This is a genomic window from Lutibacter sp. (assembly GCF_041562875.1).
Classification (GTDB): domain Bacteria; phylum Bacteroidota; class Bacteroidia; order Flavobacteriales; family Flavobacteriaceae; genus Lutibacter.
In genome coordinates, this window is record NZ_JBFFOE010000067.1 from 1 (window position 1) to 14,090 (window position 14,090).

At 30.0% G+C, this 14,090-nt stretch carries 14 protein-coding genes and 1 pseudogene; 4 read left to right on the top strand and 11 right to left on the bottom strand.

Annotated elements, in window-relative coordinates:
* Nucleotides 1-146: 146 nt before the first annotated feature.
* The 9 genes from miaA to ABY863_RS09660 all read right to left on the bottom strand — a co-directional run bounded on the left by miaA (nt 147) and on the right by ABY863_RS09660 (nt 10,265).
* Nucleotides 147-1,058 carry a tRNA (adenosine(37)-N6)-dimethylallyltransferase MiaA gene (gene miaA, locus ABY863_RS09620; RefSeq protein ID WP_372794247.1) on the bottom strand — a complete coding sequence of 304 codons (912 nt, stop codon included), beginning with the start codon at nt 1,056-1,058 and terminating at the stop codon, nt 147-149.
* Complete coding sequence (locus ABY863_RS09625; RefSeq protein ID WP_372794249.1) at nt 1,051-1,881, bottom strand: ion transporter; 831 nt, start codon at nt 1,879-1,881, stop codon at nt 1,051-1,053. The genes miaA and ABY863_RS09625 overlap by 8 nt, the downstream gene beginning before the upstream one ends.
* Before the next feature lie 80 nt (nt 1,882-1,961).
* The gene (locus tag ABY863_RS09630) at nt 1,962-3,944 is read right to left on the bottom strand and encodes a hypothetical protein (protein WP_372794251.1); all 1,983 of its coding nucleotides are present in this window, start codon (nt 3,942-3,944) and stop codon (nt 1,962-1,964) included.
* 16 nt (nt 3,945-3,960) lie between these two features.
* Entirely contained in the window at nt 3,961-5,040 is a 1,080-nt protein-coding gene (locus ABY863_RS09635; RefSeq protein ID WP_372794274.1) for an exonuclease domain-containing protein, read from the bottom strand.
* Between the two features lies 1 nt (nt 5,041).
* Nucleotides 5,042-5,710 (bottom strand): YggS family pyridoxal phosphate-dependent enzyme, encoded by a 669-nt coding sequence (locus tag ABY863_RS09640; RefSeq protein ID WP_372794254.1) that lies wholly within the window; start codon nt 5,708-5,710, stop codon nt 5,042-5,044.
* Between the two features lie 5 nt (nt 5,711-5,715).
* Entirely contained in the window at nt 5,716-6,966 is a 1,251-nt protein-coding gene (locus ABY863_RS09645; protein ID WP_372794256.1) for a DUF1015 domain-containing protein, read from the bottom strand.
* A gap of 117 nt (nt 6,967-7,083) precedes the next feature.
* Nucleotides 7,084-8,034, bottom strand: a complete 951-nt coding sequence (locus ABY863_RS09650; protein WP_372794258.1) for a D-2-hydroxyacid dehydrogenase — start codon at nt 8,032-8,034, stop codon at nt 7,084-7,086.
* Between the two features lie 17 nt (nt 8,035-8,051).
* Nucleotides 8,052-9,122, bottom strand: coding sequence for a 3-phosphoserine/phosphohydroxythreonine transaminase (gene serC / locus ABY863_RS09655; RefSeq protein WP_372794260.1), 1,071 nt, complete (start codon nt 9,120-9,122; stop codon nt 8,052-8,054).
* A gap of 81 nt (nt 9,123-9,203) precedes the next feature.
* Nucleotides 9,204-10,265: an acyl-CoA reductase gene (locus ABY863_RS09660; protein ID WP_372794262.1), complete on the bottom strand. Its 1,062-nt coding sequence runs from the start codon at nt 10,263-10,265 to the stop codon at nt 9,204-9,206.
* A 44-nt stretch (nt 10,266-10,309) separates the two neighbouring features.
* Here ABY863_RS09660 and ABY863_RS09665 point away from each other — a divergent pair, with 44 nt between their 5' ends.
* Both ABY863_RS09665 and ABY863_RS09670 read left to right on the top strand, forming a co-directional pair.
* The gene (locus tag ABY863_RS09665; protein WP_372794264.1) at nt 10,310-10,660 is read left to right on the top strand and encodes a 4Fe-4S dicluster domain-containing protein; all 351 of its coding nucleotides are present in this window, start codon (nt 10,310-10,312) and stop codon (nt 10,658-10,660) included.
* A 24-nt stretch (nt 10,661-10,684) separates the two neighbouring features.
* Entirely contained in the window at nt 10,685-11,380 is a 696-nt protein-coding gene (locus tag ABY863_RS09670; protein ID WP_372794266.1) for a copper homeostasis protein CutC, read from the top strand.
* A gap of 432 nt (nt 11,381-11,812) precedes the next feature.
* Here the strand turns inward: ABY863_RS09670 and ABY863_RS09675 are convergent.
* Nucleotides 11,813-12,004: pseudogene (locus tag ABY863_RS09675) on the bottom strand (TonB-dependent receptor plug domain-containing protein); the annotation flags it as partial.
* A 105-nt stretch (nt 12,005-12,109) separates the two neighbouring features.
* Nucleotides 12,110-12,607 carry a carboxypeptidase-like regulatory domain-containing protein gene (locus tag ABY863_RS09680; protein WP_372794268.1) on the bottom strand — a complete coding sequence of 166 codons (498 nt, stop codon included), beginning with the start codon at nt 12,605-12,607 and terminating at the stop codon, nt 12,110-12,112.
* Between the two features lie 150 nt (nt 12,608-12,757).
* Between ABY863_RS09680 and ychF the strand changes: the two genes are divergently transcribed.
* Nucleotides 12,758-13,852, top strand: a complete 1,095-nt coding sequence (gene ychF / locus ABY863_RS09685; protein ID WP_372794270.1) for a redox-regulated ATPase YchF — start codon at nt 12,758-12,760, stop codon at nt 13,850-13,852.
* Nucleotides 13,853-13,868: 16 nt separating this feature from the next.
* A partial coding sequence (locus ABY863_RS09690; protein WP_372794272.1) for a Bax inhibitor-1 family protein occupies nt 13,869-14,090 on the top strand: 222 nt, incomplete at its 3' end.

Genomic DNA, 14,090 nt, shown 5'->3' on the forward strand with positions numbered 1-14,090 from the left:
ATACTTTTACAAAAGCATGCTGATACTTTTACGAAAGTATGCTGATACTTTTTAGTTTGTTGTAATAGTTTAATAATGAATTGATTACAAATAAGTTATTTGCGTGATATGAAGCAATAAATAGTAAAAAACAGTTGAATTTAGTTTTACGTAGGATACATGAGATTTTCAATTTTTTTTATGATCTCAGAAGTATCAGTTTCAAAATTAAACCAGTGAATTGAAGTATCTTTTTTATTCCAAGTTACTTGTCGTTTTGCAAATCTTCGCGTATTCTTTTTAATTTCTTCAATGGCGAATTCTAAGGTGCAATTTCCTTCAAAATAATGAAACAATTCTCTGTAGCCAACTGTTTGTAAGGCGTTTAAATTTTTATGTTCGTATAATTTTTTGGCTTCTTCCAACAAACCTTCTTTTATCATGATATCAACACGATAGTTAATGCGCTGGTACATGAGTTCTCTATCAGCAGTTAAACCAATTTTAATAGGGGTGAAGTTTCTTAATGCTTTTGGTTTATTTTTATATTCTGAATATGTTTTTCCAGTACCAATGCAAATTTCTAAGGCTCTAATTAAGCGATGCGGATTTTCAATTTCTATTGAATTGTAAGACTCTAAATCTAATTCCTTTAGTTTATTTTGAAGATTTTCTAATTCTCCATTTTCTATTTGTTGATTTAATTGTGTTCTAATTTCAGGATCTACTTCAGGAAAATAATCCAATCCATCTAGCACGGCATTGGTGTATAAACCACTTCCGCCAACCATAATTGCGGTGTTACTTTTAGCAAATAATTCTTCTAATTTTTGGAGAGCATCTCTTTCAAAGTGCCCAACACTATAATCTTCAAAAATGCTTCTGTTTTGAATAAAGTGATGCTTTGCAGCAGCTAATTCTTCTTTAGAAGGTACGGCAGTACCAATTTTCATTTCTTTGTAAAATTGACGAGAGTCACAAGAAATAATTTCGGTGTTAAAATGCTGTGCTAATTTTATACTTAAAGCTGTTTTTCCAATGGCTGTAGCACCAATTACTGTAATTAAATACTTATTCATGATTTAATTTTTCACCACATTTATGACAAAATGCGGCATTGTCCATATGTTTATCAAATGAACAATTGGAGCAAGATTGTGTATTGCTGTGAATTTTAGTGTCTTGTTTTGTCATTTCAGAAGTTACTATTCCAGTAGGTACTGCAATAATTCCATACCCTAAAATCATAACCAAACTAGCAATAAATTGGCCAAAAGGTGTATGAGGAGCCAAATCTCCATAGCCCACAGTAGTTAGTGTAACAATTGCCCAATACATACTGTGAGGAATACTTGTAAAACCATTTTGTGGTCCTTCTATTAGATACATGACGGTTCCTAAAATAATGGTGATCACCAATACACTAAATAAAAATACGGAGATTTTAATCCTACTTGCTTTTAAGGCTGAGATTAAATTTACAGAAGCACCTAAATACCGTGTTAATTTTAAAATTCTAAATACTCTAAGCAATCGTAATGCACGCAATGCAATTAATGCTTGTGTTCCTATAAAAAATAGGGATAAATACATTGGAATCGTTGCCAAAAAATCTATAATTCCATAAAAACTGAAGACATAGTTTGATGGTTTTTTTATGCTTATAATACGAGCAATATATTCTAGGGAAAACAAAATAGTAATAATCCATTCAGAAATGTTTAGTAAGTTGTGGTATTTGTTATCGAAACCTTCAACACTTTCCAACATTACTAATATAATACTTACTATAATTACAAGTATTAAAATAATGTCAAACCATTTTCCTGCAGGAGTGTCGGCTTCATAAATAATATCATGAAGTTTAGATTTCCAATGTGTTTTTTTTACCTGTTGTTTCAAAATAAGTTTGTACTAAAACGAATTACTAAAATAAATCTTTTATTTTAATTAGAAGCCTACTATTTTTTAGAGAGCAATACTTAATTTTTTTTAAGTACAATTGGTGTTTTTTGAGAACTGATAATTTGTTTAAATAATTCTTTTAATAGTTGATATTCAGAATTATAGAAAACAGGTTTGTTTATTTTTATAGAACTGTTTAGTGTAATTTTAGTGTTGGAGTTTTTGTTTAACGACAAACTAAAATTTCCACCATTTTCAGGTAATGCTATCGATTTTTCATCAGGAAAAGATTCTATGGAATAACTTTCAGGTATTTCTAAAGAGAAATTAAGAATATACTTTCTTGTGTAACCAAAATCTACTGGATATAAGCGGTTTTCTTGTATAAAAGGATTTTCTTTAAACTGTTCAGCAAAGAATGGGTTGAAATAATTACCTGATGTATTCGTTGAATTGTCTATTGAAATTTCAAAGGTTTCAATTAGCGGCTGGTTAATGTCTAATTTATTTTCAATTTTATAGTCAATTACGTCCAAATTATTAAAATTATTTTCAAATTCAGAAATAATGGCTTCATCACTTTTATTTTGAATTGTTGTTCTTCTTAAAAGTGCTTCATATCCAAAATTTACTTTCCTAAGTTTTCCATGAAAAGTTCCATCTTCATGAAGTTTTAAACTCACTGAAATTTGATTTTTAGAATTATTTTCAGGAATAATGTCTATCCAATAACTGCTATTTTCGAAATCCATAACCCTTCCATAGCCATTTAAACATTTGTAGGGCAATAAACCAAAAGGCGTAAGTTTATTTGTAGCGTCTAATAAATAGGATTTATTATTAATAGTTACTCTTGCAAGCATATAGTTAAAATCGGATCTTACAGGGTGAAGTTTGGTAGGAAACCCATTTTCACGTGTTGAAATAAGTACGAGCTCAGCTTTTAAACCAGCAGATTTAAGTGCGTTAATTAATGAAATATTAATTTCACCAACATTACCTGTTTTATTTTCTAATGCATTTTTAATATTAATTTCAGAGAACACTCCATATTTCTCATTCCAAGTAAAATAGCTTTGTATAAAGCTAAAAATTGCAGTAGCTTTTTCTAAATCTGTGGGTAATGAATTAATTTCAATAGGTACAATTTCGTGTAAAAGTTTAGTTTGTTTTAATTGACCACCAATATCTTTATCCGTTTTAAAATTTTTATCTACAGCTTCCCAAGTTGTGGTGTGATTTACTTTGGTTCCATTAATTCGTTGATATTCAGCTAACTCAAATTTTATTTTTGATATGAAATTATGTCGAGAGGTCATAAATTCTTTTTCTTCTTTGAAAGCAGGAATATTTTCCATGGCATACGTTATAACTTCACAACTGGCAGCTCTTTCAAAATGGGATATTATGAAACAATTATTTTTAATTACTGAAGAATTTGTTTTTAATTTTAAAATACCATTTAACTTTCTGTTAAACACATAATTTCCAGGGATAGAAGCGGTATATTGGCTAAATTTTACAGGAATATCTGTTTGAAATATCCAACTTGGTAAGCGAAATGTAAAAGGAGATTCTATAGTGTATTCAACTTCAACAATACTTCCTTCTTTTAAATTAGGCATTGTAAATTTAACTTCTCTCCAGTTATCATTTAGTCTTTCCTCATAAATATTCTCTTCATCTAAATACGTTTTTTCAAAATTATTATGAGTAACAGCTTTGATATCAATTACAGCATCTTTTTCAAGCGTATTATTGTATAACCTAATTTTAATGGTACCCTGGTTTTCAAATTCTTCGCTGTTGAAAAATTTTATTTTTTTATAGAATTTGGTACTTACAACACGTTGCTTTTCTCTTGCAATTTCATCTAATTTAGTCAAAAATTCGGTGGAGCCTATATCCAATAAAAAAATAGCATTGGCTGTTGTATCTAAATCATATTTTTTTAAATTTAGTTCGTCATAACTGATTTCCCCAAAAACATAGTCTGCACTATTTTGTGAAAATGAGACAATAGTAAACAGTAAAAATAATAATAAAGTAATTTTTTTCATAGCAATTTAATTTTTATTAAAACCGAACTAATTTTTCAACGGTATATTTTTGTAAGTATTTTTTTATAATTTCTCTGTTGTAAATGGAATTTTCCATAGGAGAAATTAAAGTTCTAAGTATTTCAATATTGCTTATTTGGTAACTTAAATCAGTATAGCAAAAACCTTTAAATTCATTATTTTCAATTAATATAACAGATTTTTCACCTAATGTTCTTCCTCTGTCAATAATCAATAGATTTTCATTGCTAAATTCAATTTCAACGGCTCTAGAATTTAGTTTAAAATTATATTGTGGCTTGTTTAAAATAACTTCTTGGGTATATTTAAGTTGAGAAATAAGTTGGTTGCCTGTTTCTTCATACGAAATTGAAACAACACTGTTTTGAAGAATCTTAGCCCTTTTTGTAGTTCTTAAAAATAACTGATTTACTGTTTTTTTAATGTTTTTTCCTACCCCAATGTATAGGATAGTACTTGTATTGTTGTGTATATAAAACAATCCGGTATTGGAAGGTAAGTCATCTAAAATTGAAAGTAATTTAGGCGCTAAAGTCTTCGTGTTTTCTATTTTTATAGCTTGTTTTACAATTTCTTTACCTGCATCTTTGTTTAGTAGTAATTTAAATAATTGAACTGTTGCAATGGCATCACCATCGGCTCTATGACGACTAGAAACGGGAATTCCCAAAGAACTACAGAGTCTTCCTAATTTGTAGGATTCTAAGTCAGGAATTAATTTTTTACTCAATTCAACAGTACATAATGTTTTTCGTTCAAATACATAGCCTAATCTTCTAAATTCAGTGGTTAAAATTCTGTTGTCAAAATGAGCATTGTGAGCAACTATAACACAACCCTCAGTGATTTCAACAATACGTTTTGCAACTTCATGAAACTTAGGAGCATTTCTAAGCATTCCATTATTAATACCTGTTAAATTAACAACAAAAGGTTGTATGTCTATTTCAGGATTTACCAAACTAATAAATTGATCTATTATTTGATGACCATCAAATTTATAGATGGCAATTTCAGTAATTCCTTCTTCATTGAATTTACCTCCTGTGGTTTCTATGTCTAAAATTGCGTACAAATTACAGATAGTTTCTTTCTCCAAAAATTAAACTTCCAACTCTAATCATGGTGCTTCCTTCTTCAATGGCAATTTTATAGTCGCCACTCATTCCCATAGATAGAATTGTTGGATTAAAATTGAATGCGTTAGTTTTTTGAAATATAGTATAATTATTTTTAAGTGTTTTAAATTCGGCTCTTATAATTGATTCCTCTTCTGTAAATGTTGCCATTCCCATGAAACCTTTGATATTTATATTTTTTAAAGCTTTAAATTCTTCAGAAGCTATTATAGCTTCTACATCAGATTTTGACAAGCCAAACTTTGTATCTTCTTTTGCTATTTTTAATTGAAATAAACAATCAATAACCCTATGGTGTTTTAGGGCTTGTTTGTTTATTTCAATTAAAGTTTTAAAGCTATCTACACCGTGAATTAAATGCACAAAATGTGCCATGTACTTCACTTTATTACTTTGTAAATGGCCAATCATATGCCATTCAATATCTTTAGGAAGCTCCTCATACTTAAGGGCCATTTCCTGAATTTTATTTTCCCCAAAAACCTTTTGACCGGCATTGTAGGCTTCTAAAATAGCAGAAGAAGGCTTCGTTTTTGAAACAGCTACTAATGTAACACTCTTAGGAATTGAGTTTAGAATTGAATGTATATTGTTTTTTATGCTCACTAAAATTAATTTATTTTATTGATGACTAAACCTGAACGTAATTTTGGCTCAAACCAAGTTACTTTAGGAGGCATAATATTTCCAGTGTCAGCAATGTTCATTAATTGATTCATGCTAACTGGGAACAATGCAAAAGCAACTGCCATTTCACCGTTGTCAACACGTTTACTTAATTCACCTAAACCTCTAATACCTCCAACAAACTCAATACGAGTATCTGTTCTTAAATCTTTTATATTTAAAATTGGTTCTAAAATATATTTTGATAAAACACTTACATCTAAACTTCCTATTGGATCGTTATCATTAAAAGTACCTTCTTTAGCTGTTAAACCAACCCATTTTCCATCCACAAACATAGAGAAATCATGTAATTTTGAGGGTTTTACAATAGCTTCACTAATTTCATTAATTATAAAATTTTCTCCAACTTTAGCTATAAATTCTTCCGCGCTTAATCCGTTTAAATCTTTTACAACACGGTTATAATCAATAATTTGAAGTTGATTGTCTGGAAAATGCACCGCCATAAAGAAATTATAATCTTCATTACCAGTATGATTTGGGTTTTTCTTACTGAATTCTTCACTCATTCCAGCTGCGGCTGCAGTTCTATGATGACCATCTGCAACATACGTAAAAGGAACTTTTTCTTTAAAAAGTTGTTCTATTTTTTTGTTAATGGATGCATCATTAATCACCCAAAAATGATGTCCAAAACCATCTTCAGCAGTAAAATCATATTCAGGAGCATTGTTTGTTGTAATGTTTGAAACAATTTCATCAATTTCAGGTACTGCTCTGTACGTAAAGAATACAGGTTCAATGTTCGCTTCAAGAATTCTAGATAGTACTTTACGATCTTCTTCTTTATCTGGACGTGTTAATTCATGTTTTTTTATGATTCCGTCTACATAATCTTGACAAGAAGCTGCACCAACAATTCCATATTGAGTTTTGTTGTTCATTGTTTGTGCGTAAATGTAATATTTAGCTTCGCTATCTTGTATTAAATAGCCTTTTTCTTGAAAAGCATCAAAGTTAGATCTTGCATGTAAATACACTTTTTCATCGTGAGAATCTGTAGTATTATCAAATTCAATTTCCGCACGTGTTATGCGTAATAAAGATGCTTTTTTGCCTTCAGCCATTTTTGCAGCTTCTTCAGAATTCATAACATCGTAAGGTAAACAAGCTACTTCTTCTACAATATTTGTTGGTGGACGAAGTCCTTTAAATGGTTTTATTATTGCCATATGATTTAAATTTATTATTCAATATTTTTGAATTTCAAAGTTACACTTTTTGGTTTTTTTAAAATCAAAAAAGACTGTTAATTTAACAGTCTTTTTTAAAATATATTTAAAACAAAACTATTTTAAAATCTCAACAATTTGTTGTGCTAATTCTGTTCCAATTCTATCTTGAGCTTCAGCAGTTGCAGCCCCAATGTGAGGAGTTAATGATAAAGCAGGATTCATTAATAATTGAATTTCTGGTGTTGGTTCTTTTTCAAAAACATCTAATGCAGCACCTGCAATTTTTCCATCTTCAATTGCTTTAACCAAAGCAACTTCATTAATAACACCGCCACGAGCAGCATTTACAATAAAAGCACCGTCTTTCATAATTTCAAATTCTTTAGTTGAGATTACATATTCTTTTTGTGCAGGAACATGTAATGTTATGAAATCAGCTTGTTTTAAAACTTCTTCTTTTGAAATAGTTTTCACATTGAAGAATAATGCTTGACCATCAAAAAACTCAACTTCTAAATTTACAGCATCAATAAAAGGGTCAAAAGCTATAACTTTCATTCCTAATCCTAATGCAATTTTTGCAGTTGCTTGTCCAATTCTTCCAAAACCTAAAACACCTAATGTTTTACCTCTTAATTCAATACCTTTTGCATAATTCTTTTTAAAAGTTCCAAATTTAGTATCACCTTCCAATGGCATATTTCTATTAGATTCGTGTAAAAAGCGTGCCAATCCGAAAAGATGTGCAAAAACCAATTCGCCAACCGAATGAGAGGAGGCTGCAGGTGTATTTATTACTTTTAATCCTTTTTCACGTGCATATTCAACATCAATATTGTCCATTCCAACACCACCACGTCCAATAATTTTTAAAGAAGGACAATTGTCAATAATATCTTTTCTAACTTTTGTAGCACTTCTAACAAGCAATACAACAATATTGTTTTTATTTATATAATCTACTAATTGATCTTGGGCAACAGTTGTTAAATCAACTTCAAATCCATTTAAACCTAAAGCAGCGATACCACTTTTGGCTAATCCGTCATTTGCTAATACTTTCATTTTTACTTATTTTTTAGTTATGATAATTGATTTTCTAGTTCTTGCATAGCATCAACTAACACTTGTACGCTTTCAATTGGCATTGCATTGTATATGCTTGCTCTGTAACCACCTACAGAACGATGTCCTTTTATTCCACTGATACCAACGGCATTCCAAAGGTTGTCAAATGCATCTTTATTATCTTCATTGGTTAGGTTAAAAGTAACATTCATTAATGAACGATCTTCAACTTCAGCAAATCCTTTAAAGAAAGGATTTCTGTCAATTTCAGCATATAAAATAGCTGCTTTTGCTTCATTAAATTTTTCAATGGCTGCAATTCCACCTAAACTTTTCATCCATTCTAAAGTTAACATAGAAACGTATACAGGAAATACTGCAGGCGTATTAAACATACTATCTGCTTTTATATGTGATTGATAATCTAACATTGCTGGAATAGTACGGCCAGTTTTGCCTAAAATTTCATCTTTAATAACTACTAAAGTTGTACCTGCAGGGCCCATATTTTTTTGAGCACCAGCATAAATTAAATCGAATTTAGAAAAATCTAACACTCGAGAAAAAATATCAGAACTCATATCACAAACCAACAAGCTATCAGTTTTTGGGAATTCTTTTATTTGCGTTCCATAAATGGTGTTATTTGAAGTACAATGTACATAATCAACATCAGTAGGAACTGTGTAATTTTTAGGAATATAGTTGTAAACTTTATCTTTAGATGAAGCAATTACTTCAATATCACCTAATAACTTAGCTTCTTTTATTGCTTTAGCAGCCCAAACGCCAGTGTCTAAGTATGCTGCTTTTCCTCCTTCTTTTAAAAGATTATAAGGAGTCATTAAAAATTCAAGGCTTGCACCACCTTGTAAAAATAATACTGAATATCCTTCTGGTAGGTTTAGTAATTCTTTTACTAAATTACGTGTTTTTTCCATGACGTCAACAAAGTCTTTACCTCTGTGCGACACTTCAATTAATGATAAACCTAAGCCGTTGAAATCAATAATGGCTTCAGCTGATTTTTTTAAAACTTCTTGAGGTAAAATACACGGACCTGCACTAAAATTATGTTTTTTCATTTTTTTTAAAATAGGAATTAGATTCTTACGCAAATTTCGTAAAAAAAGAGTTAAGGCACCTATTTTAAATGTAAAAATGTGTTATATATTTAACAAAAACTCCAGAGTGTCAATGCCATCGGCATAGTCCCATAATTCTGGGTGTTGAGTTTGCCCTAATTTCACAAAATTCACGTTATTTTCATTACATGCAATACATTGAATCTTGTCTTTTTCAGTTGCTAATCTTTCTGTTAAATTTTTGAAAGAATCATAATATTCATAGAATAATGTTGCAATAGGTGAAGCAAAACTTTCATCTTCTTTTAACATGATAAAACCATTTTCTTGTAATTTAAACAAGCTCATTAAGTAAACAGCCTTATTATAATCGTAGTTGTTTTCGTACTTTTTATAGTTTATAATGTCATTAAATTTATACAATGCATTAAAAAGTAATTCAAAATTATAATCTTTTGGCACATAAATTTTTGAAACACTTCTGCATCCTAAACCAAAATATTGAAAAATATCTTCGCCTAAACCTTCCAGTTCTTCTTGAGTTTCTTTTCCTGTTAAAATGGCTATAGAATTTCTGTTATTTCTAATAATGTTTGGATACTTCCCAAAATAATGCTCAAAATAACGTGCAGTGTTATTGCTGCCTGTTGCAATAACAGCATCAAAATCAGTTAATTTTCCTTCTGTAAAAGTTATTTTTTCTTTGAATTCAGGATTGTAATATTCTAAAAATTTAGCAATTAAAGGTAAAAAATGTTTATCGTTTGAAGATTGTTTTGCAATTACATGATGACCACTTATTAAAACCGATAAAAAATCATGAAATCCAACAAGTGGAATATTTCCAGCCATAATGATGGCTACATTTTTAGGTGTTATAGCTTCATTAAAAGTATAATTTGAAGTCCATTTTTTTAAATTTTCAAGAGACAGTGCTTTGCTCCAGCTTTCAAAGGCTTTTAAAACATTGGGTTTGTTAAACCAGCCGTTAAATTCGTGTGCTCTGTTAATTTGCATTTCAAAAGCATCAAAAAATAAGGTATTGAATTCAGAATCGTTAACTTTTTCAATTTTAAGAGTACTAAATTGTTTTAAAAATTCACCAAGTTTTGCAAAAACTTCAATACGTTGCTCTAAATTCATTTTAATTTTAATTTTATATTTGCAAAAATAATCTAAATAATAGTATGGCAATAAAAATAACCGATGAATGTATAAATTGTGGTGCTTGTGAACCCGAATGTCCTAATAATGCAATTTATGAAGCTGCTGAAGATTGGAAATTCTCTGATGGAAATAAACTTTCAGGAACTATAATTTTACCAAATGGTAGTAAATATAATGCTGAGGAATTACAAGAACCAAAGAATGATGAGGTATATTACATTGTTGCAGATAAATGTACAGAGTGTAAAGGGTTTTTTAATGAACCTCAATGTGCTGCAGTTTGCCCGGTAGATTGTTGTGTGCCTGATGAAGAAAATGAAGAAACAGAAGAACAATTATTGGCTAAAAAAAGGTTTTTATGCAAAGATTAAAACTCAGAAATTAATGGTAAGCTAATGAATTTTGAAATTTGTACTAATTCAGTAGCAGGGGCTAAAGCTGCTGAAAAATTCGGAGCCAAACGAATAGAGTTATGCACAGCATTATCAGTTGGTGGTTTAACACCTAACTTTGGATTAATTCAGCAATGTGTTCAAAATTCAACCATTGAAGTTCATGTAATGATACGGCATAATGAAGGTGGATTTTGCTATTCAGAAAAGGATGTAGAATTAATGAAAATTGATATAAAATCAGCTAAAGAAGCAGGTGCGAAAGGAGTTGTTTTTGGTATTTTAAATTCAACTAATGAAATATCAAAATTTAATGAAGAATTAGTCACATTATCTAAATCATTAGGGTTGGAAGTTACATTTCATAGGGCTTTTGATTTTGTGTCAAATTATAAATTAGCCATAGAACAATTAATAGAAATGCAATTTGATCGGTTATTAACTTCAGGTTTGCAATCAACTGCAGAAAAAGGATTAGATGTTATAACGGAGTTGCAAACTAATTATGGAAAGCAAATTCAAATTATGGCAGGAAGTGGAATCAATGCTTCAAATGTAAAAAAAATTGCCAATTCAGGTATCAATAATATTCATTTTACTGCACAGAAATCAATACAAAATGTAACCAAACTAGGAATGGGAGAATTAATGAATGTAGATGAAGATAAAATAAATAATATTGTAAATTTGTTTAAATAAAGAAATGTATGAGTTTTATTAAGATTCAATTATTTTCTGTTTATGATTATTCTAGGAAATTAGAAATTTATATGGCGTAAGAGATTGTAAAACTTAATAAAACAATAAGTCGTGAAATAGGATTCTTGATTATTGTCTAAAAGAAAGAGGAGCTAATTTGAGCTCCTCTTTTAATTTAAATTATTTATTAAAACCATCTACACTTGCACCACCATATCCTTTTTTCCAATCAAAACTTGGGCGTAATGTTTTTTCTTTTGATAAAAGTTCAGTGGTTAGATTTACATACCCTTTTTCACCTACTATAACACCATAGTTTAAGTCTAATTTTGTAGTTCTGCCATCAAAACTTTTATCTTTGCCATCTAATCTGTTTTTCCCTTCAACATTAAAAAGTTCAGGATCCCATCCATCTTGAGTATCAAAAATTTTCTAAGCATAATCACCTCCAATTTTTGTGCTGTATGCGCCATAGCTAATACCTCCAGTAATTCCATCAGTATTATCTTTTAAAACAATGTTAATAACTCCCGCAATGGCATCAGAACCATATTGAGCAGAAGCACCATCTCTTAAAACTTCAATTCTTTTTATGGCTGAAACTGGAATTGCATTTAAATCAGTTCCTGAATTCCCTCTACCTCATAGTTCCAAAAATATTCACTAAAGTTGATTGGTGTCTTCTTTTTCCATTGATTAAAACCAATGTTTGGTCAGGGCCTAAACCTCTTAATGATGCAGGTACAATATGGTCGCACCATCTGAACCTGATTGCTTTGAAGCATCAAAAGATGGAGCTCCATATTGTAGTAATTGATTAATTTCTACATTACCATTTTTAGTTGCAAGCTCAGCAACATCAATAACATCAACAGGTATAGCAGAATCAATAACTGTTCTTTTTGTACTTCTAGAACCCACTATTTGTACTTCATTTAATTGCTCTCCACTTTCTAAAGTAACATTTAAAATAGGAGTTGAAATTAAAATTTCTTTGGTTTGGTAGCCAACATAGCTAAAAACAAGTGTAGCTCCCGTTTTAGCGGTAATCTTATAATTTCCATTAAAATCTGCAACAGTACCGTTTAATGTACCTTTTTCATTGATGCTTGCTCCCGCTAAAGTTTCTCCAGAAGAATCGGAAATAATTCCTTCAACTGTTTGTTGTGAGAATGTGAAAGTTGTAAAGAATAATAGAAATAGTAATATAATGTTTAATTTTTTCATCTTTAGTTTGAATAATTAGAAAGCAAATATGAAATTTATTAAGAAATTAGCAGTTCTTATTTCTTTAATAAGGAATAGGTTAATTATAGGATATAATATTGCTATTATACCATATGAAATACTATATTTGCACCGCAAAAAATTTTAATTATGAAGGCAGGAATTGTAGGATTACCAAACGTAGGAAAATCAACTTTATTTAATTGTTTATCAAATGCAAAGGCGCAAAGTGCAAACTTTCCTTTTTGTACTATTGAACCTAATATAGGTGTGGTAAATGTACCAGATAGCAGGTTAACAAAATTAGAAGAATTGGTAAAACCTGTGCGAGTGCAAACTGCAACTGTTGATATTGTTGATATTGCAGGTTTAGTGCGTGGAGCAAGTAAAGGTGAAGGTTTAGGAAATCAGTTTTTAGCTAATATTCGTGAAACCGATGCTATTATCCATGTAATTCGCTGTTTTGACAATGATAATATTATTCATGTTGATACTACAATTGATCCTGTTAGAGATAAAGAAACCATTGATATTGAATTGCAGTTAAAAGATTTAGAATCACTTGATAAGAAATTAGATAAAGTAAAAAAAACGGCAAGAACAGGTAATAAAGACGCTCAAAGAGAGCAGGAGGTTTTAGAAAAAGTTAAAAAAGGTTTAGAAGCTGCAATTTCAGTTAGAGCAATTGAGTTAACTGAAAAAGAGCGTGAAGAATTTGTAACTCCTATAAAATTTATTACAGACAAGCCTGTATTGTATGTTTGTAATGTTGATGAAAACTCAGCTGTTGATGGAAATGAATATGTAAATCTTATAAAAGAAGCTGTAAAAGATGAAAATGCAGAGGTCATTATTTTAGCAGTAGGTACTGAGGCAGATATTACAGAGTTAGAAACTTTTGAAGAACGCCAATTATTTTTGGAAGATTTAGGTTTACATGAACCTGGAGCTTCAGTTTTAATTAGAGCAGCCTATAAATTATTAAAGCAACAAACATATTTCACTGCAGGAGTAAAAGAAGTACGAGCTTGGACCATTAATATTGGAGATTCTGCACCACAAGCAGCAGGAGTTATTCATACCGATTTTGAAAAAGGATTTATTAGAGCTGAAGTGATTGCGTATGATGATTTTGTGAAATATGGAAGCGAAGCTAAAGTAAAAGAAGCTGGAAAAATGAGAGTTGAAGGAAAAGAATATATTGTAAAAGATGGCGATGTGATGCATTTTAGATTTAATGTTTAATTTACAAAAAATTAAGATGAATACACATCAATTATCACAAGAACAAATTCAAGTAGAACAAGCAAACTTCATGTCAAGAGTTTATACTTGGATGTCTGGAGCTTTAATACTTACAGGAATCATTGCATATTGGGTAGCTTCAACACCTCAGTTAATCAATTTAATTTTAGGAAATAAAATTTTATTTTTTGGATTAATTATTGCTGAAATAGCTTGTGTAGGGTATATAGCTGCTAGA

Bases quoted from the DNA above. Each gene is read 5' to 3' on its own strand.
- miaA (WP_372794247.1), bottom strand. From the start codon at position 1,058: ATGAATAAGTATTTAATTACAGTAATTGGTGCTACAGCCATTGGAAAA.
- ABY863_RS09630 (WP_372794251.1), bottom strand. From the start codon at position 3,944: ATGAAAAAAATTACTTTATTATTATTTTTACTGTTTACTATTGTCTCA.
- ABY863_RS09645 (WP_372794256.1), bottom strand. From the start codon at position 6,966: ATGGCAATAATAAAACCATTTAAAGGACTTCGTCCACCAACAAATATT.
- ABY863_RS09650 (WP_372794258.1), bottom strand. From the start codon at position 8,034: ATGAAAGTATTAGCAAATGACGGATTAGCCAAAAGTGGTATCGCTGCT.
- serC (WP_372794260.1), bottom strand. From the start codon at position 9,122: ATGAAAAAACATAATTTTAGTGCAGGTCCGTGTATTTTACCTCAAGAA.
- ABY863_RS09660 (WP_372794262.1), bottom strand. From the start codon at position 10,265: ATGAATTTAGAGCAACGTATTGAAGTTTTTGCAAAACTTGGTGAATTT.
- ABY863_RS09665 (WP_372794264.1), top strand. From the start codon at position 10,310: ATGGCAATAAAAATAACCGATGAATGTATAAATTGTGGTGCTTGTGAA.
- ABY863_RS09670 (WP_372794266.1), top strand. From the start codon at position 10,685: ATGAATTTTGAAATTTGTACTAATTCAGTAGCAGGGGCTAAAGCTGCT.
- ABY863_RS09680 (WP_372794268.1), bottom strand. From the start codon at position 12,607: ATGAAAAAATTAAACATTATATTACTATTTCTATTATTCTTTACAACT.
- ychF (WP_372794270.1), top strand. From the start codon at position 12,758: ATGAAGGCAGGAATTGTAGGATTACCAAACGTAGGAAAATCAACTTTA.